The organism is Burkholderia sp. BE17 (assembly GCF_009362305.1).
GTDB classification, from domain to species: Bacteria; Pseudomonadota; Gammaproteobacteria; order Burkholderiales; family Burkholderiaceae; genus Burkholderia; species Burkholderia pyrrocinia_C.
Genome location: NZ_WHNU01000068.1, coordinates 1 through 26,025 on the forward strand (window position 1 = coordinate 1; position 26,025 = coordinate 26,025).

The following is a 26,025-nucleotide window of genomic DNA, read 5'->3' on the forward strand; positions in this document are numbered from 1 at the left end:
CAGCATCAGATCCTGAACCTCGGTCGGCGTCATCGGCCCCTTGACCAACTGGTCCAGCAGTTCCTTGGGCAACTCAGGCAGCGGCCCGCGGGCCGCTGCCTGACGCGCTACGGTTTGCCTCTTCTTCTTCATCGGCATATCCATGACTTTTATACCTCATGATATGCCCCGCCCACGAAATGACGGATAGGTCCCGCTGCCCGGGCAGGCAACCAGGATCACGCTGTTCTCTTCGCGTACAGCCTCCGACTGTTCATCGTTCAGCTCGGTCCGGGTCCAGGCGAACGTCACGGCAGATCTCCCAGAAATGCAAGGATCTGATCGCCGGGGAGCCCGACAGCTGCCTCCGCCCTGATGGTGTTGGAGTCAATTCGACCTGCGCGATACTCAAGCAGACGTTGCCAATAGTGTTGCAGTGCTGGCGGTGTGGCGGCTCCGCCCGGATTGTTAACAGTCACTCTGTGCTTCAATATGCTGAAGATCAGCTCGGTGGAGAACGTGCCGTGCGCGAAGATGATCGCCTGCCGGATGTAGGGTGGGACGACGGTCCTGTGATCTATCAGCTTGCCTAGAAGAATGGCGAACCAACCCTTGCCTTCATAGTTGGCCATGGTGAGCACCCGCCTCCCGAACTGAGCCGGATCGCCCGAGTTCAACTCAGCTGTCGACTGAGCGCGCGTTGCGGGTTGCGTATAGACATCGTTGACTGATGCGACCACCGTCCCCACGTTGCCGCATGACACGAAGTCAACTTCGAACGTATTGGCGGCATAGAAGGGCCGAACCCATGCATTACCAGCGACCTGCGCATCGAGTGCGACTTTGCGAGCCGCACCGGCCGTTTGGGACCCGAGCAGTTTGCTCTTGAATTTCAATGTCTCAGGATCGTCGCCCGGTACGGGGTGCGGGTTCATAAATGCCGCGTCCAGGTCCGTGATGATCGAGCAACGTCGGCGGACTCTACTCTCGTGGAACAGTACAGAGACATTGGCGAAGCCAGTGCTGCCGATATTGACCAGACTGATTCCAAGTTCGTCAAGGCTTACGCCAAGAACCTTCTTCACCATCAATGGAATGAGGATTTCTTCGGCGTCGCCCTCCACAAGGAGCACGCTCTTTGCGAAGAGCAGGTTACTGCGAACGGCATCGAGGTAGCGCTGGAGGTTGCCCACCTGTTCAGGAGCAAGCCCTGTCGACGGCTGGAACGCTTCACATGCAATCCCGTTGCGCCCCAAGATGTTGACGCTCTGAATGTTGCTCACCTCTGAGATGTGCGTCGAGTGCGTCGAGTAGATAATCTGCGCCCCCGCGTATCCGATTCGATCGAACAACGTCTTCTGAACGTGCGTATGTAGGTGTGCCTCTGGCTCCTCGATAAGCAAAAAGTTTGCAAGCGCCTGACGTTCGTGCTGGTACTTGAACTCCAGAAGCTTCAGCGTCAGGAAAATCAGATTGGCTCCCCCAAGGCTGAGCTCTTGGATACTACCCTCATGTGTCGCATCGAACTCACCGACGAAGAGCTTGAGTGACTGGAACAGCAAATCCGCTTCATCCGGAAGATCAGATTTGATTGATAGCAAGGAAGGGGAGTAGGTCTGCCCGGCAGCTCCATGGATCGTATCCACGATGTCGGAGCGAACAGTTTGCACATCGTTCAGATTCTCAATCTCTCTGTTCAGTTGCCGCGCGCGCTCTATGATTGGTTGAAACTGCACAGGGTCTATCTGTCCGCTCTTGCTCTTCAGCAGTGTGAGAAGAGGGTTGGTCCGGTTGTTGTGGAACTCGGATACCACATCGCGTAGCGCTTGAATAAAGGTGAATGACACCTCCTTGGTGACTGACAACGTACCCGGAATGCGAGCACCTAGCTCCGGAAACTCGACTTCATTGCTAAATACAGCGTTGCCAAAGTCTCCCACGATGCGTCGATAGACCGCTGGATCTGCAAAATCGGCAACGCTCCGCCCTGTAAATAGAGTTTCGTAGTCGTCGATCGTTACCTGATCCAGAATCGCGTTCATCCCGGCAGCATCAAAGTCTGCGAGCGCTGCCAGATTCATTCTGATCTGCTTATTTGGTCGGAATATCAGGTTGTACGTTGCTTGCCCTACGATGCCGCCAGCTTGCCCTACACCCGTGCTATGTACAAAGAGCGCCTGAATTGCCTCATCTGCGCTGATTTCCTCGAACTCAACGCTGATGATGATCCAGTGCCCGCGCCAGGAACCAAGGCCGCGATAGAAGTCTAACTCATTGAGCTTGTATGAAGCTCGGACCATGTTGTCGTCCAACATGAGTCTGATCGCTCTTAGTACGTTGGTCTTTCCCGCGCCATTTTCGCCAATGATCGTATTGACGCCTTTGCTGAATCGCAGCGTGGCGTTAGCGAAATTTCGATAATTTACGAGTGTTAACTTGGAAATGTGCACGCGTGCCCCCGATTTCTAATGTCGCGCGAGTTCACAAGTTATCACAGACTCCGGCGGCGCACTCACTGAAGCTTGCAATAACCGAAGGTGCAGCAACTGGTCAAGCGCCGAACAGTTTCCGCGATACGGCAGTCGGAGGCAGTGTGGACAGGCGTGCACGCAGAGCGACTAGCGCAGCAGAGATCCCGCTGCCACCGAGAGGGCGCCCTCAGTCGGGGGCGTGAGTCGCGTGCAACGGCTAAATACCAGCGAGTGTCAGTGCCTCACGCTCGCGGTGGCGTGATCGGCTCGCGCGTCACATGCCTTCGGCTATCGTTGAACCGACTGCGGCTATTTTGAGCACCTTAAGGAGATGACGCGAACATTCGCATTTTCTTGTTTAACTAGACACACGTTCAGTTCGAATGTTACGTTGAGTCGTTTCCGACCCTCTCCCCGACATAAGCAAAGCCTTCCTCGCAAAACCACTCGGAATCTGCAAGCGTTCTGTACAAAGCGGCTTGCCAACAATTTTTATGGTGTTCACTCCAAGAGTCAGCATCCTCGGTCAATACAAATTTCACCTCGGTCTCGCCTCCGCGCGCCCAAGCTTTTGCGAGTTTTCCAGCAATACCGGAGAGTATGGTGGCGGCTTGGGATGCGTATAGTTTCGCGAGCTCGAACTTTTCAAAGTGCAGCGTCAAGCGTTTCGTAATTGTTTTATCGCAATCATCGACTATAGAAATCCGATATTTTAAAGCTGGTGGTCGCGAATGCTCCAGGTCGGCGACGAGCCAAATTCCGGCTGGCAAAACGTCGAAATATGGATGTATGAGCTGCTGATCGTCGCTTTTTGGGAAATGTTGTAATTTGGTGTGGTTGCATTCTTGACAAGCCGGGACGAGATTGATGGGAGTTACTGCCAAACTCGGATACTCAGCTTTGGGGAGATAGTGATCCAAAGTTGATACGTCTCTCTGTCCGCACAATGGGCAGACGCCGTTCTCGGGCACCATCATTAGTTTGTCGTAATAATCCTTTCGAACGGGCGACGACTTTCTCGCGAAAACGTTGTCGTATAAGTCCTCCATTTCCTTTGTCGAAACGCATGCGCCAACGCCGTTCGTTCTTTTTATTTCATGGAGCGCTAAAATTTTGGCTTTTTGTTTATACTGATCTTCAGCATTTGTGATTTCGGATGTGACAGTCTGGAGGCGGGCTCTAAGGGTTTTGTTTCTTTTGATCTTAATGCAATCTCCAAAGACCTGAGTCGCGGGGTAATTGGGGCGCTTTAGTTCTCTCATGTTTTATTTATTCTTCACTGCGGCAATCAGTCCCCGCACAATGGCTCTAGCTTCAGAGCCAAGTTGGCCAGAAAAATGATTGAGTATGTCCTCATACTTTTCGTTAGTCGTCACAGCCTTTTCGAGTAGGTTATGAAACCCTGAACGTGTTACGTCCAACCCGAACACTTCGCTAGTCAAAATTCCAACGTTCTCTCCAAATGTCTCGAGCGTTGGTCGTTCTGCCACAGATACGGCACCAGAACGGCGCAACTTCCAGGCGCAAGACATGGGCACCTCCTGCAGAACCACGGGAGAATGTGTTGCAACCAAGGCCACTCCATTGCGCTTGCCGAGCAAATCGGCCACTGAGCGGATGAAGGCAGCAAGGAGAGGCGGATGGAGATGACCCTCAGGTTCATCCAAAATAACGAGAGTACGCTCATCGACTAATTCGACTAGTCGAGTCATCGTTAGTAAGACTATCGCATGGCCTGAGCTAAGCTTCCGAAACAACTTTCTTGCCGCGGTGTCCCAATCTGCATCATCCAAATCAAGCAGATTTCTGACGTTAGCTTCTTTGAACAACGAGTCGGCCTCAAGAGTGTCCAAAGCTTGAAGCCATCGTCTGGCCCGTGGTCCATTTCTGCATGAGGCGAGACTTTCGACAAAATCATCAGCCAACATGTCCGGTGTCTTTACGTGTGAAACACCTTCGACATTCTCTTGAGTAGGTGCCCGCAAACCGATCTGCGAAGCTCGTATGCCCGAATCACCGTCGGAAGGCAGATCGAAGTCGTCGAACGCACTGAATGACACCGATACCACGCCGGCAAATGTCCATTCGCTCGAGTTATCGCCGAGTCGAGCTAATTGACCGTACTGAGGGTCGGCATCATCACCCATCAGAACGGACGTAATTAGGTTTTGGATGCATCGAGTTTTCCCAACGCCATTTCGTCCAATTAACACGTGGACATTCGTAGGCGGCTCGATATGTGGTTTAACCTTGAAAGTAAGCGTCGGCGGGCTTTCTTCTGCTTTGCTTCCGGGAAGCGTATAACTAAACTCGAATTTCGTGAGAATTGCGTCGCCTTTGGCAAGGCGGTGATAGCGATTTCGTACATTGCGCTCCTGAGTGTCTCTCAACAGCGACTCGGACATTACGTCCTCGTTCAAGTTCAGTTCAAAAATGGTGAGATCGTAAGCGCAGTCTCTAAGACCTCGAAGAACGGCAGTTCGGAAATCTTCGTCGCCGACTTCATTCAGGGCTTCGTAATAGTTCTCGGTTTGCCCCAGAGAAAAATTCTTCGCGCCTAATTTGTGAAACTCGGAATCAAGAGTCGGTGCGCGAAATCCGGGTGACAATTCTTCGCGCCCACTTCTTGGGCGCAAACCAACTTCGCCGATTTTTACAGATCCAAGCGAATGGATCTCGCCTTTCGCGTCAATTACATGTACCGAGAATTGCGTACGATACTTTCCCCAATCGTCCCAGTTATCGGTAACCAAATAGACATGTTCTGTTCTTCGCAGCGATTTTTGCGGCAGGCTGACTACAACGGAGAAGAGCGGTGTCGTATGCGGCATCAAACTTTTCCTCGTTCCTGTTTCGTTAAATATCCGGTCGTGGCGTTATTTTACAGGATGAACGTGAAGCACTATCGATAGAAGTGCGGATGCAGTTCTCCGCCCAATAGGTAGGCGAACGCGGACATTGAGGTGTTTGCTGCGAGCGTTTCTTTGGGAGGGCGGCAAGCGACATCCCCGAAAATCTGTGAAGAGCCAAAAAAGAATGACACGGAACGAAGGCAGGTGCGCTGTCGCGCACCTGCCTTCTATGTCGCGAATCTGCCCCTGTCAAATGGGGCTGGCCTTACCCTTTCCCGTCCTGGTGGGGTTCGTGCAGGCCGGTATGAAAGCCCGAACGCCGGACGACGTTGAGGATGGCTGACGCGGGTACCGCACTGAACGCGACCTCAGCGAGCAGCCGTGTGCGCTCGGTGCGGATGCCGGTGGTCAGCTTCTCGCGCAGCGCGTCTCCTTGCGCGAACCCATGCTGCGTGGCGAGCACAAGCAGCGCATCGAGCAGTTCGAGTGCGCGCCTACGTCCCCAGGGCGAGATCTCGCTCGCGCAGACCGTATTGCCTGCAAGCAAGAGCAGCGTTGCGGCGGCGACGTGGAGAGGTTCGTCGAGTGGTAGATCGCTTAGTTGCGAGTCCGTTGTTTCAGGCATGGCCGGTGTTGTTTTGCCTGAATAACGTCAGCGAAAGCCTGCCGCCTCAGGGCAGGCAGCAGCGATAAGGCGAATCGCGAGCGGATCAGCGTGCGGCCTGCCATCCATTGTCCGTCTTGATCATGTCCAGTGTCTGCGTGAATTCTACGTCGACGTCGTTGCTGTAGTCCGTTCCCTTTCCATTGAAGAAGTTGGTGAGGAGCCGCAGGTCGATGCTGGGACATGCCTGAACGATAGCGCGCCGGAAGACCAGGCTGGGAGCGGTGTTATTAAGTGCCGCGGCGGCGTTGCCCACTTCAATTTTCGCATTTGACATCGCCTGGTACTCGTCCTGATGTTGCTGCTCGAACGTGCGTCCCGCGTCAAGATCGTTGGGATTCGCGGCAGTGTAGGCCTGTTGATTGTCGTAGTACTGTTTCGCTTTCTGTTCCGCGTCGGCGTTCAGGGATTGATACTTGTCGTACTGGTCTTTCCACTGTCTGGCGTAGGCCTTGATGTCGCTGTCCGAGGACAGGCGAATGGTGTATTTGACATCCACACGGTAGTCGTTGCTGGAGTCGCCAGGAAGACCGTTCACCTTCTGGAAGTCCCTGAGTTCAAAATATCGGCAGTCGCTGAGCGCGCTCGCGACGACCTGCTTCGCGTCGCTTTCCGAAGGCGCGCTCTGTCCGCATGCCGACAGGATTGTGACCGCGGTGGCGCACAACGCGATGCGGACGATTCCGATGTGACGTTTGTTCTTCATGATTTCGTTTCCCGTTGCAGTGGTGATTGATGAGATGGCAGGCGCTTCGTGGTGCCCTGCGCGTTCCGGGCAGCCGGAATAAAAAATGCCGACAGGGCGAGCCTGTCGGCGAATGGTCCTGGCATACGAGGGATAGACTGCTGCCAGGACTCAGGCCAGGGTTACGCTCCGTTTTCGGATGAGCGCGGTTAAACGCGGTCGGTTGCAACATCGTTTCCCTTATGTGTATCGGCCCGTATCCCCGTCATTGGCCGGTGGTCGGACCTCCTGTCCAGGGATTGCGTTGAGCGATTCCGCGTCCAGCACAGCCAGGCAAGCCCGGAAGACCGGTGTGCCCAGCATGCCGCTGCGCCTGAACGCAATTAGCCGCTCCCGCCGTATCGCGATCGGGTGCGCCGCATCACCAACCAGTTGCCAGGTCGCGTCGATCAGCGCTGCCCGTGCGGACCGCCGCCGGAGCATGTAAGCGACCCCGGCAATGGGTCCGACCCAGACCGACGCGACGACCCAACCGAGCGGCCGTAGGCCTACCCTGCTGGCGCGCAGTCGGTGCATGTCGAACACAATGGCAAGCGCCGTCGCGGCAATGCTGGACAGCCAGACGAGTTGAAACATGTAATCCTCCTCCAATATACCGTATACGGATAAAGAATATCCGCTATGTGTATCTAGAATTTCTTCATGACCCATCCGATCCACGATCCCCGTTACCAGCGGATTGCGACCTTGCTCGCAGACTTGCGCAAACAGCGCGGCCTGTTGCAACAGGACGTCGCGGATCGCCTCGGACGGCCCCAGGCCTTCGTGTCGAAGGTCGAGAGCGGTGTCCGGCGCCTTGATGTGGTCGAACTACTGGACTTTCTGCGGGCGCTGGATGCCGATCCGCATGCCTTTATTGATGCGCTACTCGATCAGCCGATTACATCGTTGCCGCGCTGACCGCTAATAGTCGCCGGGAAGCAGGAACGTGGAGGCGGAGCGGTCCGCCTCCGTGATCAGCCATACCGTGTGCCCGCCCGGCAGGACATAGCTGGACAGCAGGCGCAGGCCGGCGTCGATGGATAGCTCGTTCTGTTGACGATCGGAATCGGACAGATCGCCCCAGTCGCCGCGGACGTGGCGGATCAGCAGGTCAATGATCGAGGTACCCGCGTCTGCAATGACTTCCAAGGCTGCGGGTGTCGCGAAGATTCGGCCGAGCTTGAAGCGCGGGCCGGCGTGATGCGTCGAAGGTAAATTCATGATGATCTCGGGATAAGGGCGAACAAACCGCCTTCGGCAGAACCGGCTACGTGTTCACGAGATGAAACCGTGCCGGTGGAATCACCGGCTCGTCGCTTTTCCTCCGTCCGGATGGCGCTTCTGATTTGGCCGAGCCTGCGTCGGTATGTAGTCATAGGCCGGCCAGCCATAGCGGCGCGAGACGGCACGTGCATAGCGCAGCGCGCGCTGATGGGTCGACAGATCGGCGCAGCACATGACGCCACCGTCGACGCAATGCAAGTAGACGCTGAAGAAGGACGGATTGTCGTCATCCGCCTCGCAGGTCAGTGTTGGATCGGTGGCATCGGGAAATTGACGGACACCATGAATTTCGACGGCATCGAACCGACCAGTGGCCGTCCGGATCAGTCTGTTGGCGTAACGAACCGCTGGGAATGGCTTTGTGGCAGCGCAATAGCGTGCAGCTACTCGCCGCTTGAGCATTGCAATGACGGATGACATGACAGGGTTCTCCAGACGGGCGAGTGCGAGCCTCCGACAGAAGCGGATGCAAGATTTCGAAAGCAAGGGGAAATGCCAGACGCAGGACGCGCCCGACGGCGATGGGAATTACCGCGCTTCAGAGGCGAGCGCATTCGGATAGTGCTTGGCGAGGATCAGGTTTATTTGGTCGACCAGATCGGCGCGCTTGAACGTCAAGTGGCCATTGCCATTTTTGAACCAGCGCAGGTGGAAGTAGGCGTTCTCGGCTTCGGTGAGGCGGGCTTGTCGGTGGTCGGAGACGAGGCAGTACGCGCCGTTCCGGTGATCCGGCTCGGGCTTGCCGTCGAGGATGCAGAACACGCGGATCAGGTCGTCCAGTTCGTTGGTGACCCGGAAATTCGGGGAACCAGCGCTCAGCAGGTACCGCACGATGATGCGCCGGCCAAACTTAAACGGCTGATTCGTTTTGTAATCCCACGACAGCCGCCGGAAGCACTGGAGCACGCCGCGTTCAAACATGTCGCCGCGCGCGCCGTAGAGCTGCGCGAACGTCGCTTCGATGTTGGTGGACGTCAGTTCAGGCACGTCGCCTTCGGCAATCTGGTTGCTCCATTGCTCCCGAGCCTTTGCGTCCATGAAAGTGCGCAGACCCGATTCGGACAACAGGTAATCCCAGCCGCGTATGTCGATGAGGCGGACGATGGCGGCTTCAGCTTCGTCGCGTTTCGCATATTCTCCGGTCACGGTTGGCCGGCCGCGACAGCCGTAGCTTTCGTCGAGTACGAGCCGAGGAAAGCCGAGATGCGCAGCCTTGGCGAGTTGTTGCGCTTCGCCGAGCAGATCGAGGGCGGCGCGCACGCGTTCGACGACAGCGACGCGTTGATTGGCGAGGTTGGCGATGCTGATGCTTTTGACGAGATCGTTCGAGTCCATGTTTCGTGACGATGTGAAAGGGAATGAAGACGGGCAACATAAAGCCGGGCCACGCGCCCGGCTTTATGCTGTGGAGGTGAGTTCGGCGAGCTGACGGCGTAGCTCGGCCGCACGCGACTGCGAGCAAGCCAGGTGACGACGGATGTCGGCGACAGTCGGACGCACTAGGCCGGCCGCAATGTCTCGCAGGAGTTGCGGCAGGTGGTCGTCGCTGGGATCGGCGACCGGTAACGGCGTGATCGGGTCGTCACGCGGTGCGTGACTGTCGATCGTACGGTCGTGACTGGGCGTCACGGAATTGCGACTAACGGTCTCGTCGTAGTGACTGGCCGTGACGGGCATGACTCTCGGCTGAGTCATGCCGGCTGCGTCCGTGACTGCTGGAATCCCGGGTTGAGTCACGGCGGGAGTCACCGTGACTGTTGGCGGCACAACGCCAGCTACGACGGGTAACGGATTCAGTAACGGCGACCGAAGCGCGACGGTCCACAACAGGCACGCGACACCTTCCAGTACCGCAGCGAACGCAAGGCCAGTCAACAAGTCGACGCGAGCGGGTGTCGTGCCGAGTAGCGCCGCGAGCCTCGACGTGACCGGATCGACGAGTAACGCGTCATGTCGTGCCGTGACTCGATCCATCGCGGTCTGTTGGCGTCGCACGTCATCCGCTTCGGTATTCAGCGCATCGGCCTTGGCTGCGAGTGTCACGCGCCGACCTTCCAGCGTGACGCAGTTACCGGCGCAGTAACGCGCGTTGGCTGCCGCGAGCTGCGCGGTCACGGCGGCGCGTTCCGCCATGACGGCCGTGAGACTCCGGGTGGATGACGGCGCCGGGGCCACTGGTGCTGTCGACGCCCGTTGCTCGCCGGCGTGCTGTTGGGCGAAAGCGAAGAAGCCTGCGTGCCCGTAGCACGCCGTCACCAGACATGCAGCCCATAACAGGCTACCCACGACGCGGACGAGAATTGGCGCATTCCGGATCAGCGCCGGCAGCAGATGCGCGCTCGTAACGAGCACCGTGCCGATCGCGATCCAGATCAGCCGCTCCGGTAACGTGCCGCCGCGCTGCCAACCGGCCATAACCGACAGGCTGAGCGCAGTGGTCGTTGCCAGGATCGCCAATGCGAATGCCCAGCGTCGGACACTCATGCCGCCTTCCCGCCGAGCAGGACCGCCTTGCGTTCCAGCTTGTCGCGTAAGGTGGTGGGCGTGTCCGTGGCGCTGCCACCATCCGCATCCGAATGGTGGGTCGTGGCGTCTGGATAAAACTCCTCCGCGACCGCAGCCCGTTCATCAGGGCTATCCTCAAACGCTCCGTTGGCAAAGCCGAGCTTGGCTGCGGCGTCGAGCGCTACCTGGTCGAAGCCGGCCGACCGACGACGGGTATCCAGTTCTTTTGCTTCGATCAACGCCTGTTCGAGCGTACTGCCCGAGCGAACGACCAGGTCGACGTAGTAGATCGGAGAACGGTAGCTCTGTGTGGTGCTTTTGCCCCTCAGCTTCAGTTCAAGCGGCAGGCAGGCGAGCAGATTGCCAGATACAGCACGGAAGTAGTGCAGTCGAGCAGCCAGCGTACGAATGCTGTTATAGGACGTGGTACGGAAGATGAACGATGCAAGTTCGTCCTCGTCGCCGACGATCACGTTCAGCCGGGCGTAGGGCTTGCAACCACCTTGGTGACCGAATGCGCAGCCGTCCGGCGACGGGCAGGACTGACTCTCGATTCCGGCATCGGTCACGCGGCGGCACGTCTCGCCGTTGCCGACGCACACCGGCCGTCCGGTATCGCGATCGAACAGCGAGTATTCGGCCCGCAGGTTCAGGTCGGGGTCGTTGAACAGTACGCGGACCGGAATTGCCCGCAGCTTGCCGGACGTTGCCTTGCGCAGCGTTTCGTTCAGCGGATGCAACATCCATTCGCCACGTTGCTGGACTTGCGTCGTCAGCGTGAATTGGTCATCTTTTTCGGGAAGACGTTTGCCGTTCTTCTCGACAATTTTCCCGATGGCGATTCGGCCCACAACGGGCGGCGTAATAGCGAGACCTGTGATCATGATTTCATCCAAACAGAAAGGGAAGGGGGCGGTGGGCGTTGCGCAGCCGTACCGGCTACCGCGCGAAATGCGCTTCGAGCTTGTCGTGGATCTCCCGAGCGACGCCTTGCCATGCCTGGGCGCTGATTAGCGGGTGAACGCCGAATTGCTCTTGCAACTTGCTGAGGGGCACCGTGGCAACGCGCTCGGCGTGCTTGCTGAGTGCGTTCATCACAAACGCCTGTGCAAGCGCGCCGTATCGCGAAAAAGTCATGATGTCCGACAGACACTTGAGATTCGTCATGGTGGGTGGGAGTCAGGTGGAAACGAGAAAGCGCCGGGAACCCGGCTTGGAGATGGCGTACTGCTGTTCGAGCGACGGGTGATCGGCCAATAGACGATCGAGATCAACCGATGACGAATCCTTGCTGCGCTTGAACGACACGGAGCCGGTTTCGAATACAGCCCGGATTGCGTCACCCATCGCTTGTTGGATCGTCTGCTTGAACTGCGCTTCGAGCTGCTGGCGCGTTTCGATCTCGGCCCGCACCGCGACTAGATCGGCGAACACGGATGACAGGCCGCGGTCGTCGGTAAAATCGATAGTGCCGCCGTCGCCGGGATACAGGTGACGTAGCGCACGATCGGCTGACTCTGATCCGTCAGCAGGTGGCGGCGTATCCGTTTCCACGAACTGCTGCCAGAAGCGCGCCTCGAGTTCGATGAGCCGACCGATTAGCGTGTCATCGCGTTCGATCCGATGCACTTCCAGCGCCTGGCCGCAGATCAAGACGGCGACGTGCGCAGCAGACTTGCCCGTTACGGCGAGTTGGTGCTGTACTTGCAACTGCACGTACTCCGGCACGCCGTCACGCCAGAGCCGCGCGCCGAACTCGCCAGCGGTTTTGCACTCAAGAATTTGCACATCGCGCGCACCGATGACCTCACGGTCGATGTTGGCGAGCATCCACGGGATCGTCGGATGCCTCAGTACAGCGTTGACCTTGCGGACCTTGTTGCCGGTCTGTTGGGTATAGACGGCAGCGACGATCGGCTCCAGCAACGTTCCCCAATACGTCGGGGACGTCGTATCTGCCGGATCGGGACGGGGTAGACCATCAGCCCGGCCGGTCTTGTCGAGCCACAATTCGAGCGGACTCATGTACGGATTGAGACCGACCGCGGCGGCGGCATCGGAGCCGCCGATGCCGGTGCGACGAACAGCAAGCCAGTCGTCTCGGCTCAGTTCCTGCGTGTTGACGAGCTTCAGCGCCGGCCGGCGCGTGCGTGGTCCGTCCGGTTGGACTGCACTCATGGCACCTCCCAAAATAGCAAGGCCCGGCAGGCGAACCTGACCGGGCCGGTGTTGAGGGGAAAACGGAGGGAACTACACGATGAGCTTGAGCGCTTCATCCCAGGCACGTTGCTTGATGGTTGCGCCCTGGCCAAACCAGGCGGCGTCGCGTCGGTGATCGTCGCTGCGTGCTCTGCGGTGGTGGTCCACATACTCGGTGACCGCATTGAGCAGGCCCCAGGCCGTGCCAGAGGCCGAAGCCATAGTCGCTCCGCGCCCTTGTCCGGTATAAAGCTGGCTGACCGCCTTGATCGCGCGTTCATTGACGGCAAGCGCATCGCGATCTGCAACATTGGCAGTCGAATAGGTGAGCACACGCCGCAGGAACGTTTCGGCGGCAGAATCGGACACCTTGCGATCGACCAGTGCCTTGGTCCGCGCGAGAAATGCATCCCACGAAGAGATTGCGATGCCGAGCTGGCGTTTGACGGCGGCCACATCGAACTGCGAGCGGTGCGGCACCTTGACCGCGCTCGTGCTGTCTCCCAACGCGATTTGCAGTGTGTTATTGCAGACGACCCGCACGGACGTAAATTGGGCCGTAGTCGCCAATGTCCCGTCGCAGGCGGTCGCAAGCAGCAGATAGCCGTTCACCTCATCCTTGCCCTTGAGTGTCGCGCTCTGGCCGGTGCGGGCGAGCGCCCAAAGCTTGCGACCTTCTTTGAGCACGCCGGCCGTCTCGAGCTGGAACCCGCCGACCTCTGTCAGATCGCGATAGAACTCCAGAATCTGCGAGGGCTGTACGACCTGATAGCGGGACGACACAACGGACAGTGGCGCTTTCGTATCACTGCGGTAGAGCACCTTCTGTTCGGGAAAGGCGTGGATCGAGCCGAGGTTTTTGTTGCCGGCGGCGACGAACCGCACTTCGGCCTCTTCGATGCTCCAGTCCATGCCGGCGGCGCGCCTCCAGACTTCGAGCGGTTGTTTCGGGGCGAGTTGATTGCCGATGCCGTGCCACGGTTCGGTGCCAACGAACGCCATGTTCTGTACGAGATGCATTTTTGAAACTCCTTGTGAGATAGAAGGCATAAGGCCCGGCCGAAGCCGGGCGAGACGAAGGGAAAAAGCAGCGGGAGGAAAGATAGGAAGTCGGTCAATCGGGACGGACGGTGAACATGCATCCGCATGCACGACACCGAAAGTTGCTTAGGACTGTCTGGTCGATGGCTTCACCCAATGCCGCGCCTGTCGCGCAGCCGGCGGCGCCCGCCACAAGCCCGGCAAGGATGGCGCCCGCGACGCCGCCGCACACGGCACCAACCGGACCACCGAGCAAGCCGATGGCCGCGCCAGCCTCAGCACCGGAGAGCGCCGCAGCGGCGCCGCTCACGGCGCCGGCCGCTGCGCCGACCGCGCCGCAGATCCGCCGCGCGACGTGGCGCTGTTCAGTGCGGAACGACTCGCACGACGGACACGGCCATGCCAGATCACCTTGGTCAGGCCGGTAGCGCGCCGATTCGCGTTCGTCCGGCTCCGGAGGCTGGCGCAGCCCGTGCAGGCGGTGCTGCAACATATCGTCTTCGTCCTCGTACGGAAAGAACGGAGGACGCTCACGCATGGATCTGGATCTCGCGTGCACGGGGATGGGTATCGCGCCGGACCTTGCCTACATACTTGCAATGACTGGCGGCAAGCAACGCACCGCCGAGGAAGGCGAGTGCGAAAGCGGCGAGATAGTCGAGAGGAGAAGGGGGGAGCATCGTTTAACTCCTGAGAATGATGACGACGCCAGCACGCGGCTGTACTGGCGAAGCCGCAGGAAGGGCCTGGGCTCGCAGCAGTGATATGTGTCTCAAATTTATTTGAGTCGTCGCAACAGCTTGCGAATGGGCGTCAGTCTGGCAGCGCTGCCGGCTAGACCGACAATGACCGAGCCCGCAAGTCCGTCGACCGAGGTATCGGTCGGAATGGCGTCAGTACCCGTTTGTGTTGTAAATCGGACACGCGGTGGGGTGATGTGCCAATCCTGGCCAACGTGGTGCCATCTGATTATTCGCGTGGTCGAAAATGTCAAGAGATAATGTTTGATCTGCCCGTCTTCCATCGTCCGATCAAGACACCTTCGTATTTCTAATGTTTGTTTCGAGTGGCCGGTATTGATTAAAATTGAAAGGCGAAGATGCGGGCGTTATCGCGTGTGTTTATGGGCAGATAATCGTCTGCGCGGCAATTGAGCGGGTGGCGAAGTGGCTCGTCGGCATCGATAGGTGCATCGAGAATTTCGGCTGCTTGACGCTTCAATAAAACGTATTCGAAGTGTCAAATTTTTATTGTGGAAGACAAGTGTTTCGGTTGGTATTTGGCTTTGGCGTATTTTGATTGCGTGTATGTACGGTGACCTGCATCGGCCTTCGTCGGGGGAGGCGCGGCACTCCTTGCAATCTCTGACACTGTGTCGGCAGCTATTTCGATAGTTTACGGCGTGAGAGACCATCATTCCGCCCGCTAACACGAGTGAAGAAGAATCGAGAAAGCTCGGCAGCATTGGTTTCAGCTGGTGAGCGTTTCTGCGCTTGCGTGAAACGTTCCGTATCCACTCGTTCGACGTTCGACAAGAGCGTCTGCCGCATCCATGAATAAGAACCAATATCGTCTGGTATTCAGCCGCATCCGGGGTATGTTGATCGCAGTCGAAGAGACTGCCAGTTCGTCGCGGAAAGCGAGCGGGGGAGAGGTCGTTCGAGCGGCTAGCGGCACGTTGCGTCGCGCGGTGGCGCAATTCGCGCTGCGGCACGCGGCGTTCGCGGCGCTGATCGTATCCGGGGTTGCGCCGGTGTGGGTCAATGCACAGGTCGTGGGCGCGGGCGCGAATGCGCCGTCAGTCATCCAGACGCAAAACGGTCTCCAGCAAGTCAACATCACCAAGCCCTCTGGGGCGGGCGTGTCGCTGAACACCTATTCGCAGTTCGACGTACCCAAACAAGGCGTTATCGTCAATAACTCACCCACGCTGACGAACACACAGCAGGCGGGGTACATCAACGGCAACCAGAACCTCAGCCCGAACGGTTCGGCGAAGATCATCATCAACCAGGTCAACAGCAACAATCCTTCGCAACTGAAAGGTTTTGTCGAGATTGCGGGCCAACGGGCCGAGATGATCATCTCGAATCCGTCGGGCCTCGTAGTCGACGGTGGCGGCTTTATCAACACCTCGCGTGCAATCCTGACGACTGGCACGCCGAACCTGAATGCGGACGGCTCGCTAGCCGGCTTCAACGTTACGCGTGGCCTCATCACGGTGCAAGGTGCGGGCCTGAATGCCACGAATGTGGATCAGGTTGATCTTATTTCCAGAGCCGTACAGACCAATGCAGCCATTTATGCATCGAATCTGAACGTGATCGCTGGTGCGAATCAGGTCAATCACGACACGCTCCAGGCGACCCGAATTCAGGGCGATGGTCCGGCTCCGGCCGTTGCAATTGACGTGGGTCAATTGGGCGGTATGTACAGTAATCGAATTTTTTTGGTCGGGACCGAGGGGGGCGTCGGGGTCCGGAACGCAGGCACGATCGCAGCTGACGCGATGGGCCTGACGTTGACCACGGACGGTCGGCTGGTGCAGGCAGGCAAGATCAGTTCGGTCGGGAATGTCGCGGTATCGGCCGCGGGTGGAATCGAGAACAGCAGCACGATCTACGGCCAGCAATCGGTATCGCTGAATACCGGCGCCGATGTGACGAATACCGGAACAGTCGCCGCGCAACACAACGTGGGCGTGACGGCGGGTTCGCTGAATTCGACGGGCCTGCTTGCCGCTGGCGTGAACAGCGACGGTACCGTCACGCAAGTCGGCGACCTGCAAGTCACGACGACGGGCCAACTGAACGCGACCGGCAAGAACGTCGCAGGCGGCAACGTGTCGGCGACCGGTTACGGCGTGAACCTCGCCGGCAGTACGACGGCCGCGAACGGCAACCTGGCGCTGAACGCGACGGGCGGCGACGTGAATCTCACGAATGCGACGACGAGTGCCCAGGGCGCGGTGACGGCCAACGCCGCAGGGACGGTCATCAACGACCACGGCAACCTGACGAGCGGTGGTAGTACGACGCTGACGGGCGGCAACGTATCGAACCAAGGCGGCACAGTGTCGTCGCAAGGACCGTTGTCCGTGACGGTCGCCGGTCAGATCGCCAACCAGGCCGGTGTGCTTGTGTCGGAAAGCACGATGGCGCTGCGCGGCGGCACCGTCGCGAACAACCAGGGCACGATCCAGAGCGCCGGCCATGCGACTGTCGACGGCGTGACGATCGACAACACGGCCGGCCGCATCACATCGCTCAATACCGATGGAATGGTGTTGACGGCAACCGGCCAGCTCACTAACGTGGCGGGCACGACCGCGAACGGCGCGCAAGGCGGCGTGATCGGCGGCAACGGCGATGTGACCGTCCAAGGCGGCAATATCGCCAACCACGCGACGATTACGTCGAACACGAATCTTCACGTGTCCGGGCAATCGGTCGACAACAGCGGCGGAGCGCTTCAAGCTGCCCAGGGCGTGACGGTCGATGCCGGCACGCACCTCGCCAATAGCGGCGGCAGCATCGTCGGCCAAACAGCGGCACTGACAGGCACCACGCTCGACAACAGTTCCGGTACCGTGCAGGCGGATCAGGTTTCGTTGACCGCAACCAACGTGGTGAACCACGGCGGCACGATTACGCAGACCGGCACCGGCACGATGGCCGTCAATGTCGCGGGTACGCTCGACAACTCGAGCGGCGGCACGCTGCAGACCAACAGCACCGATCTGACGCTCGCGCCCGCAGCACTTGTGAACGACGGCGGTACGATCACGCACGCCGGCACCGGTACGTTGACGCTCGGCAATGGATCGGGCTCGGTGTCGAACATCGGCGGCAAGATTGCCAGCAATGGACGTATCACGGCACAAAGCGGTTCGCTGGACAACACGTCGGGTTCGATCAATGCCCAGGCCGGGTTGACCGCTGCGGTTGGCGGCGTGTTGAACAACACCAACGGTAAGCTGCTGTCCAATACGGACCTGGGCATCACCAGCGGCACGCTGACGAATGACGGCGGACAGATCGGCGCGAGCACGAATGCGGTAATACATACCGGCTCGATGACCAATCAGGGCGGAACGATTGTCGCGCCGAACTTGTCGGTGACCGCCGATTCGACACTCGACAACAGCGGCGGTACGCTCGAAGCGAACCAGATGGTACTGACCACGCCGAACTTGACGAACCACGGCGGGACGATCACGCAGTTTGGATCGTCCGCGATGGGTGTCAATGTGAGCGGCACGCTGGACAACTCAGCGGGCGGCGTGATTCAGACGAACAGCACGGACCTCACGCTCGCTCCGGCCCAACTGAACAATGCGGGCGGCACGATCACGCATGCCGGCACGGGCACGCTGACGGTCAAGCCCGGCAACGGCGCTAGCGCGCTGAACAATGCAGGCGGCACCATCGTCACCAAGGGCCAAGCGGTGGTTGACGCGAGCACTTGGGACAACGCGGGCGGTATCCTCGCCGCACAGGGCAGCATCACCGGCACGATCGCGGGCGACGTGAACAACGCGCAAGGGCTGGTCCGTGCGGGCGCATCCCTGTCGTTGACGAACGGCGGCGCGCTGGTGAACCAGGGCGGACACATTCAGGCCGGCCAGACGGCGGCGGGCGATGCGAGCACGCTCAGCATCCAGTCGGCATCGATCAACAATGCTGATGGCTCGATTGCTGACCTCGGCGCCGGCAAGATGACCGTGCAGGGCGGCAGCCAGATCACCAACAGTCACGCGGGCGGCGTCACGGGCATGGGCGCGATCACCGGCAACGGCGACGTGACGGTCAGCGCAGTATCGATTTCGAACACGCAGGGCGGCCAGCTGAGCGGTGCGAGCCTCCACGTTCAAGGGACGACCCTGGACAACAGTGGCGGGCAGATCGGCAACGTCGCGAATTCGAGTGGCGACGTGGACGTGACGACGACCGGCACGGTCACGAACACGAACGGGCAGATCAGCTCCACGCATGACCTGACGGTAACGGCTCCGACGCTGCAGGGCGGCGGCACATACAGCGCGGCCCACGATGCCAACGTGAACCTGCAGGGCGATTTCTCGGTGACGCCCGACTATCAGTTCAACGTCGGTCACGATCTTGCGTTCACGTTGCCCGGCACGTTCAACAATAGCGGCAACGTGCAATCGGTCAACAACCTGAACGTCAATGCAGGCAATATCGTCAACTCGGGCGCACTGTCAGCAGGCGGGTTGCTGCATACGCAATCGGGCAATCTGACCAACACTGGTGCGATCGTCGGCGGTAGCGTGTCGCTCAATGCAACGGGCACGGTATCGAACCTCGGACCGACGGCGCTGATTGGCGCGTCGGACAGCAACGGCACGCTTGAAATTCTCGCGAATGACATTGAGAACCGCGACGATACGACGGCGACCGACACGATGGCGACGACGGCCATCTTCGGTATGGGCAAGGTTGTACTGGCCGGTGGCAAGGACGCCAGCGGCAACTACACGAATGCGGCCCTGATCAACAATTCGTCGGCGTTGATCCAGTCCGGCGGCGGCATGGAATTGCATGCCGACAAGATCACGAACACGCGTCGCGTGATGACGACTTCGACGGGCTCGGTCGATCCGGCGACGCTGGCGCAGTTCGGCGTACCGATCAAGGGCCAAACGGGGCAGGTCGGTGTTAAGGACCCGACGAGCATCGGCGGCGTGTATACCGATCCGCCCCACGGCGGTCAGTGGAACAGTACGTATCAATACACGACCTACTACGCGGATAGCGCGACCGCGACGACCGTGACCAGCATCAGCCCGGCTGCTCAAATCGTGTCGGGCGGTAGTATCAATGCATCAACGGTCGCCAGCCTACAAAACTACTGGAGCAGCATCACGGCCGTTGGCAATGTCCAGATGCCGAAGAGCTACGATGCCAACGGGTGGGCTGCCACCGGACAACAGGCGCCGAGCGTGACCGTGTCGTACTCCGGGCAGTACCACTACAACAACTACGACAACAGCGAATACAACTGGCAGTTGCCGTTCGGCAATGCGCCGTTCGTTACCTCTCGTCCGGGCGGTTATACGCAGGCTGCGCCGGCGTCGGTCAAGCAGTACTCGCTGCCGGACTACCATTCGACGTTGGGTTCGAACGGGACGATTTCCGGAACCGGCGTGAGCATCAACAACACCGCGGGCAACGCCTCGATCCCGTCGCTGGGCCTGCTGCCCGGGCAAGCCGTACCCGGTCTGACGATCGGTGGACTGAGCGGTAGCGCGAGCGGCACGAAGTCGGGTGCGTCGGCGGTGCATGGTGGTGTGACCACAGTCGATCCGGTCATCGCGAGCGCGACTGCGTCGAACGTGCTGGACAACCTGACCATTCCGCAGGGCGGCTTGTTCAAACCGAACCCGTCGCCGAACGCGAGCTACGTGATCGAGACGAACCCGGCGTTCACGAACCAGAAGAGTTTCATTTCGAGCGACTACTTCTTCGGTCAGATCGGTGTCGACCTTACCCACATTCCGAAGAGGCTGGGTGACGGCTTTTACGAGCAGCAACTGGTTCGTAATCAGGTCACGGCGCTGACCGGCCGTGCGGTGCTCGGTCCGTATACGGATCTCCAAGGGATGTACCAATCGCTGATGGCGGCAGGGGCGGCACTGGAGAAGCAGCTTGACCTGCCGATCGGCGCGAGCCTGTCGGCCGAGCAGGTGTCGCAGCTCACGAGCAACGTGATCATGATGGAGACGCGCGTTGTTGATGGGCAGTCGGTGCTGGTGCCGGTCGTGTATCTCGCGAAGGCCAATCAGCAGAACATCAACGGTCCGCTGATTACGGCGACGGACATCGACTTGAAGGACGCGCAGAACTTCACGAACAGCGGCACGGTGAAGGCGGACAATACGTTGGCGATTCAGGGCAAGCAGATCGATAACGCGTTCGGTGCGCTGCAAAGCGGCGGGCTCATGTCGTTGACGACGATGGGCAGTGTCGATTTGACTTCAGCTAAGGTTAAGGCCGGTAGCCTGAACCTGAATGCGGGTGGCGACCTGATTCTCGATACCGCGGTGAAGACCGACACGCGAGTAAGCCGCGACGGCGCAACGAGTGTCACGTCGACGCTCGGGCCGATTGCTCAACTCGACGTCAAGGGCGACGCGGTGATCGTGACCGGTGGCAACCTCGAACAGCATGCGGGTGCGCTGACGGTTGGTGGCAATCTTGGCATGCTCGTCGGCGGGAACTACGACCTGGGTACCCAGCAAGTCGGCGAGCACAAGATTGTCCAGCGCGCGAACGGCGTGTCGAACACCGACATTAACGGCGTAGTCGGAAGTGTCGTGAACGTCGGCGGTGCTTCAATGATTGGCGTGAAGGGCGACCTGACTGCTAGTGGCGCACAAATCAATCTAGGTAGCGGCGGCGCGATTGTAGCTAAGGGTAATGTTACGCTCGGCGCGGCCAGCGCGACTTCGACGGTCGATAGCAATAGTTCGGGTAGCGATCATCACGGCAGCTATAGGGAAACGTTGCATACGTCCGACCAGACCGTAGTCGGTACGACATTGAATAGTGGCAATACGTTGAACATCGTGTCCGGCAAGGATATCAACGTCACCGGAAGCACGATTACGCTTGACCAGGGCAACGTCGGCCTGATGGCAGTCGGCAACGTGAATGTCGGTTCGGCAACCGAAACGCACGTGTCGAACATGGACGAATCGCACGACCATGGCGGTGTTGCCAGTCATACGAGCGCGACAAATCGGGTTGATCAGACGGCCACGTACGCTAATGGCAGCACGATCTCGGCTGACGGCGTGACGGTTGTGAGCGGGAAAGATATCAACGTCACCGGCAGCGCCATCGTCGGGACGCACGATGTGGCACTTTCGGCCAAAGACAACGTCAACATCACGGCGGCGACCAATACGTATCAGGACAACGAGTATCACCAGGAAAAGCACTCGGGGCTGTCCGGATCGGGTGGTCTTGGCATCACGATCGGATCGAGCGAACAGAGCGATCGATATAACGCTACTTCGATGACGCAAAGCCAGTCACGCAGTTCGGTAGGTAGCATTGAAGGCAACGTGACCGTGTCGGGCGGGAAGGATGTTCATATCAGCGGTAGCGATATCGTAGCCGGCAAGGCGACGGGCGACACGGCCGGCGCGACCGGAAACATCAGCATTACGGGCCAAAATGTCACGATCGATCCGGGTCAGGACGTGGCGCAATCGCATGACCAAAGAGAGGCCCATTCGAGCGGCCTGACGGTGGCTGTGACCGGTACGCCGTTCGATACGGTGCGTAACCTGAAAGCGGATGCGTCGTCAGGCAACGGCTTCCAGCGTGGTCAATCCGTGCTGAATGAGATTGGGGCAAGTGCAGCGGACGTGCCGGGAATTTCGGTGTCGTATGGTCAGAGCCGTAGCAGTAGCACGACCGATATGTCGAGCCTAACTAACTCGGGAAGCTCGGTTCGAGGCGGCGGCAACGTGACGGTGAAAGCGATCGGCGGCGCGCAGAAAGATGCGAACGGCAACGTCGTGGATGGCGATATAGCAGTGATTGGTTCGGCGATCAGCGCAGGTGGCACGGCGACCCTGGATGCAAATCGCAATGTGACGTTGCAGGCATCGACCGACCAGTTGCAGCAGTCGACACAATCGTCCAGTTCATCGTGGGGCGTTCAGTTTGCGACACCGAGCCCGGGCGATCTGGCGCGATGGATCGGCGGCGGTGCCAACACAGGTGGCAATAGCCCGTCGCCGTACAACGCGAGCCGGAGCAATTCGGACGGCAGCCAGACGATGACGCAGCAAACCGCGTCGTCGGTCACGGGTAACAGTGTGATCGTCAAGAGCAAGACGGGCGATATTAACGTCGTCGGTTCGGGCATTAGTGGCACGCAAGGCGTCGATTTGGTTGCGCAGCAGGGCGCAATCAATGTGCTGGCGGGCCTCGATACAAGTACGAGCCATCAGGAATCGAGTAGCCATCAGGTCGGCAGCCTGGGGAGCAATGGCACGGCGACGGGCTTTTCGGTCGGCGTTGCGAACAGCCATAGCGTGCAGGACACGGCCTCGCAGACGCAGAGCACGATGCGCAGCCAGATCGTGAGTGGCAACGGTAACGTGACGCTTGATGCAAAGCAGGACATCACGGTCGCCGGTTCGGACCTGAGCGCGGGCAAAGATTTGACGCTGATTGGCAAGAATTTGAATCTCGATCCGGGAACGGACGCGACGCAGAGCCGTATGAGCCAGGATTCCAGCCAATTTGGCGTGAGCGTGGCGCTCGGCGGTGCGGTCGGCAACGCAATCGCACAGGCGAATCAGGCATTTGCGCAGCCGGCGCGCGGGGGCGATTCCCGACTGGCGGCCTTGGACAAGGCGCAGGCCGGACTTGCAGCATACAACGCGTATCAAGTCGGGAGCGCCTTGAGCAATGGCCAACCGACGAATCAGGCGCTGATAAAGGCGACGGTCAGCATTGGTGGGGGCACGAGCCATAGCGAAGCCCAGTCCAGTTCGGTCGCCAACGACGGAAGCACCCTGCACGCTGGCGGTAAGGCGACGCTGATTGCAAAGGGGAGCGGCGCGAAGGATGCGAACGGCTTTGCGACCGACGGTGACATCAACGCCAGCGGGACGCAGATTACAGCGCAGAACGTGGAGTTGAACGCGGCACGCGACATCAATCTGACCAGCGCGAAGGATACGAGCCAGCAGTCGAGCAGCAATAGCAGCAGCGGCGGCAGTATCGGCGTGGGTGCTGCTCTCGGTGGACAGCAGAATGGCTTTACGCTTGAACTGGGTGCAAGCACGGCGCACGGCAATGCGAACGGTAATAGCGTCACGAATCGCGATACGCAGATTACCGCGAGCGATACGCTGTCGATTACGAGCGGACGCGATACGAACTTGCGTGGGGCCGAGGTGTCGGGCAATACGGTCAACGCGAGTGTCGGGCGCGACCTGAACGTTCAGAGCCAGCAGGACACCAGCACCTACGACAGCAAGCAATCGAGCGCCGGGTTCCAGGCAAGCATTTGCGTGCCGCCGTTCTGCTATGGCCAGACGGTGAGCGGCAGCGCCAGCGCGAGTCAGCAGAACATTAACGCGAACTACCAGTCGGTGAACCAGCAGAGCGGCATCTATGCGGGTACCGGCGGGTATAACGTGAACGTTGGGAACCATACGCAGCTCGTCGGTGGCGTGATCGCCAGCACGGCGACGCCGGACAAGAACAGCTTGTCGACGCAGACGCTTGGCTATTCGAATCTGGAGAACCACGCGTCTTACTCGGGCGATACAGTGGGCGTCAGCGCGAGCGGTGGATTCGGGAACAGCACGCCGGGCGGCGTGAATCTCAATACGCCTGTCAAGCAGGGGGCTACCAATACAACGGGACCGCTGAATTCGCAAGGCTTGGGGCCGAGCGGGTTCTCGGCGGCGGGCACCAGCAGCGACGCGTCGGGCACGACCTACGCGGCCGTCAGCCCGGGCAAGATCACGGTCCGCGGTGACGCAGGTACCGGACATGACAGCACGGCGGGCTTGAGCCGCGACACGGCGAATGCGAACGGTGCGGTCCAGAACACGTTCGATGCGCAAAACGTGCAGAACGACATCGCGGTTCAGCAGTCGGTCGGCCAAGTCGGCATGCAGGTGGTCGGGGACGTGGCGGATGCGCTTCAAAACCGCGCGAAGGCGAACGCACGCGATGCCCAGCAACGATTGGATCAAGCAAATGCGATTGGCGATGACGCAGCGGCTCAGCAAGCTCAGGCAGATTTGACTGCCGCGAAGGCACAGGTGGCGATGTGGGGACCAGATGGAGCCGCGCGCATCGCTTCGCATGTAGGTGTTGCCGGAATCGGTGCAGCAATGGGCGGCGGCAATGTGGCAGGAGCGATCGGTGGCACGATAGCGGGTGACGTGGCGGGCAATGCCGCGAATCATGCACTAAGCGATACGCTCGGGGGCACTGTATTGTCGAACACGGCAGCGGGGCTGGCCGGTGCGTTCGCAGGCGGGGTGTTGGGTGGTTCGTCGGGAGCGGTCAGTGGTGCGGGTAGTGCGTTGAACGCAGACCTCTACAATAGGCAACTGCATCCGGACGAACAGAAGGTGATCCATATTCTCGCGAACGGCGATCCAAATGAAGAACATCGTTTGGAGGCAGCTGGCTGCGCGCTCGTTCATTGCTCGGCGCAATATGTGTCGGGAACGGCTGACTATGCAAAGTATTCGGCACTGGAACAGGAAGGCGCGAACTACTCTACAGAACAGGGGAAGTTGCTTGCCTACACTGGCAGTTCGTTTTCCGCTGCACCATATGGCGGCATGGTCCAGCAATCAACTGGCGGTTTGTTCCAATATAGTTCTGGGGATGCTCAAGCGGACCAGAAGGCCTGGCAGGCCGCCATGGCGGCGAAGCGCTCAGGATCATTTGACTATATGACTTTTCAGGGGGGGGCCGGACCCGGGGGGAGTCTCACCATCAACCTACATAATGGGAACGTGTATGCCGGAGGCTCGATCTCGGCGTCTCGCGAGGCGGGTGCGGGTGTCGTTTTTGGCATCATTCCCGACAATGTTGGGCAAACGGATGCTCAAAAGGCAACGGCGACAGATAACCTTCTTGCGGGTCCGGCGGTGGGCGCTACCGGCTGCCTGTACGGTGTTTGTGGCGGATTAAACCACTCCATTGGTGGTCAAACTGCAGTCGAAGTCGGTGTCGGGGTTGGTGGCGTGACGAGGGCGCCCAATCCAGGCGGAAACGGCAGTTGGAGCTATAGTGTTCCCTTCTTTACTATTCCGGGAATCGGTAATGGAAAGTAATAAAATATATAGGAATTGGAAATCAATTGCGCTCGGGATGTGGGTGGTAATTTGCTTCATTTCTTTGCTGTTTTTTGGATTGAAGAATCCGACGCACCAGGAGTCTTCGGAGCGGTTGGGCGAAATGATGCGAGACATGAAAGTTGTGTTGACATCTGGTGGCATCGTAGATTCTCAATATTCGAATGCGAAGTATGGTGGGGCAGTGCTCTACGTAAATATTGATGCGAATTCATGGAGTCCGGAATTGGCTAATTCCTACCGTCGATCGTTATCAGGTCTCGGGTGGCGAGATCTAGCATCGGATGTTGCAAATGTGTCCCTCTGTAAAAACGGAATGCTTGCGAAAATTGGCTTAAATTCTGATGTTGACAATTCTCATGGAAGGTCAGTGATCGTTTATTATGTTTCTATGGAATATAATGGCAATACGATTAAGTCGTGCAAGTGATTTT

19 protein-coding genes and 1 pseudogene are annotated in these 26,025 nt (G+C 59.0%); 4 read left to right on the forward strand and 16 right to left on the reverse strand.

Going from position 1 to position 26,025, the window contains the following annotated elements; translation table 11 throughout:
* The 7 genes and pseudogenes from GD429_RS37935 to GD429_RS37965 all read right to left on the reverse strand — a co-directional run.
* Positions 1–132: pseudogene (locus GD429_RS37935) on the reverse strand (IS256 family transposase); the annotation flags it as partial.
* Positions 133–287: 155 nt separating this feature from the next.
* On the reverse strand, positions 288–2,429 hold the full coding sequence (locus GD429_RS37940; protein WP_321575125.1) for an ATP-dependent nuclease: 2,142 nt from the start codon (positions 2,427–2,429) through the stop codon (positions 288–290).
* A gap of 407 nt (positions 2,430–2,836) precedes the next feature.
* Positions 2,837–3,712: an HNH endonuclease gene (locus GD429_RS37945; protein ID WP_152865072.1), complete on the reverse strand. Its 876-nt coding sequence runs from the start codon at positions 3,710–3,712 to the stop codon at positions 2,837–2,839.
* A gap of 3 nt (positions 3,713–3,715) precedes the next feature.
* Positions 3,716–5,281 carry an AAA family ATPase gene (locus GD429_RS37950; RefSeq protein WP_152865074.1) on the reverse strand — a complete coding sequence of 522 codons (1,566 nt, stop codon included), beginning with the start codon at positions 5,279–5,281 and terminating at the stop codon, positions 3,716–3,718.
* Positions 5,282–5,567: 286 nt separating this feature from the next.
* Complete coding sequence (locus GD429_RS37955) at positions 5,568–5,927, reverse strand: hypothetical protein (RefSeq protein WP_152865076.1); 360 nt, start codon at positions 5,925–5,927, stop codon at positions 5,568–5,570.
* Between the two features lie 85 nt (positions 5,928–6,012).
* On the reverse strand, positions 6,013–6,672 hold the full coding sequence (locus tag GD429_RS37960; RefSeq protein WP_152865078.1) for a hypothetical protein: 660 nt from the start codon (positions 6,670–6,672) through the stop codon (positions 6,013–6,015).
* Between the two features lie 219 nt (positions 6,673–6,891).
* Positions 6,892–7,287, reverse strand: a complete 396-nt coding sequence (locus GD429_RS37965) for a hypothetical protein (protein ID WP_193727318.1) — start codon at positions 7,285–7,287, stop codon at positions 6,892–6,894.
* 66 nt (positions 7,288–7,353) lie between these two features.
* On the opposite strand from GD429_RS37965, the gene GD429_RS37970 reads away from it, so the two are divergent.
* Positions 7,354–7,611, forward strand: a complete 258-nt coding sequence (locus GD429_RS37970) for a helix-turn-helix domain-containing protein (protein ID WP_152865080.1) — start codon at positions 7,354–7,356, stop codon at positions 7,609–7,611.
* 3 nt (positions 7,612–7,614) lie between these two features.
* On the opposite strand, the gene GD429_RS37975 is transcribed toward GD429_RS37970, so the two are convergent.
* The 9 genes from GD429_RS37975 to GD429_RS38015 all read right to left on the reverse strand — a co-directional run bounded on the left by GD429_RS37975 (position 7,615) and on the right by GD429_RS38015 (position 14,260).
* Positions 7,615–7,914, reverse strand: coding sequence for a hypothetical protein (locus GD429_RS37975; protein ID WP_152865082.1), 300 nt, complete (start codon positions 7,912–7,914; stop codon positions 7,615–7,617).
* A gap of 81 nt (positions 7,915–7,995) precedes the next feature.
* Complete coding sequence (locus tag GD429_RS37980) at positions 7,996–8,397, reverse strand: hypothetical protein (RefSeq protein ID WP_152865084.1); 402 nt, start codon at positions 8,395–8,397, stop codon at positions 7,996–7,998.
* 108 nt (positions 8,398–8,505) lie between these two features.
* The gene (locus GD429_RS37985) at positions 8,506–9,312 is read right to left on the reverse strand and encodes a DUF4942 domain-containing protein (protein ID WP_152865086.1); all 807 of its coding nucleotides are present in this window, start codon (positions 9,310–9,312) and stop codon (positions 8,506–8,508) included.
* 63 nt (positions 9,313–9,375) lie between these two features.
* Positions 9,376–10,461 carry a hypothetical protein gene (locus GD429_RS37990; protein ID WP_152865088.1) on the reverse strand — a complete coding sequence of 362 codons (1,086 nt, stop codon included), beginning with the start codon at positions 10,459–10,461 and terminating at the stop codon, positions 9,376–9,378.
* A complete protein-coding gene (locus tag GD429_RS37995; RefSeq protein WP_152865090.1) occupies positions 10,458–11,366 on the reverse strand; it encodes a phage capsid protein in 909 nt (302 codons plus the stop codon). Before GD429_RS37995 ends, GD429_RS37990 begins: the two co-directional genes overlap by 4 nt.
* A 55-nt stretch (positions 11,367–11,421) precedes the next feature.
* Positions 11,422–11,649 (reverse strand): hypothetical protein, encoded by a 228-nt coding sequence (locus GD429_RS38000; protein ID WP_152865092.1) that lies wholly within the window; start codon positions 11,647–11,649, stop codon positions 11,422–11,424.
* Positions 11,650–11,661: 12 nt separating this feature from the next.
* Positions 11,662–12,660, reverse strand: a complete 999-nt coding sequence (locus GD429_RS38005; RefSeq protein WP_152865094.1) for a YqaJ viral recombinase family protein — start codon at positions 12,658–12,660, stop codon at positions 11,662–11,664.
* A 72-nt stretch (positions 12,661–12,732) separates the two neighbouring features.
* Positions 12,733–13,701 (reverse strand): DUF932 domain-containing protein, encoded by a 969-nt coding sequence (locus GD429_RS38010; RefSeq protein WP_152865095.1) that lies wholly within the window; start codon positions 13,699–13,701, stop codon positions 12,733–12,735.
* Positions 13,702–13,795: 94 nt separating this feature from the next.
* Positions 13,796–14,260 carry a hypothetical protein gene (locus GD429_RS38015; RefSeq protein WP_227792104.1) on the reverse strand — a complete coding sequence of 155 codons (465 nt, stop codon included), beginning with the start codon at positions 14,258–14,260 and terminating at the stop codon, positions 13,796–13,798.
* Here GD429_RS38015 and GD429_RS40835 point away from each other — a divergent pair.
* The 3 genes from GD429_RS40835 (at position 14,259) to GD429_RS38025 (ending at position 26,021) form a co-directional block, all read left to right on the forward strand.
* Positions 14,259–14,486 (forward strand): hypothetical protein, encoded by a 228-nt coding sequence (locus tag GD429_RS40835; protein WP_193727319.1) that lies wholly within the window; start codon positions 14,259–14,261, stop codon positions 14,484–14,486. The genes GD429_RS38015 and GD429_RS40835 overlap by 2 nt on opposite strands.
* Positions 14,487–15,274: 788 nt before the next feature.
* Positions 15,275–25,570: a hemagglutinin repeat-containing protein gene (locus tag GD429_RS38020; protein ID WP_227792107.1), complete on the forward strand. Its 10,296-nt coding sequence runs from the start codon at positions 15,275–15,277 to the stop codon at positions 25,568–25,570.
* The gene (locus GD429_RS38025; RefSeq protein ID WP_152865097.1) at positions 25,560–26,021 is read left to right on the forward strand and encodes a hypothetical protein; all 462 of its coding nucleotides are present in this window, start codon (positions 25,560–25,562) and stop codon (positions 26,019–26,021) included. Before GD429_RS38020 ends, GD429_RS38025 begins: the two co-directional genes overlap by 11 nt.
* The last annotated feature ends 4 nt before the right edge of the window (positions 26,022–26,025 follow it).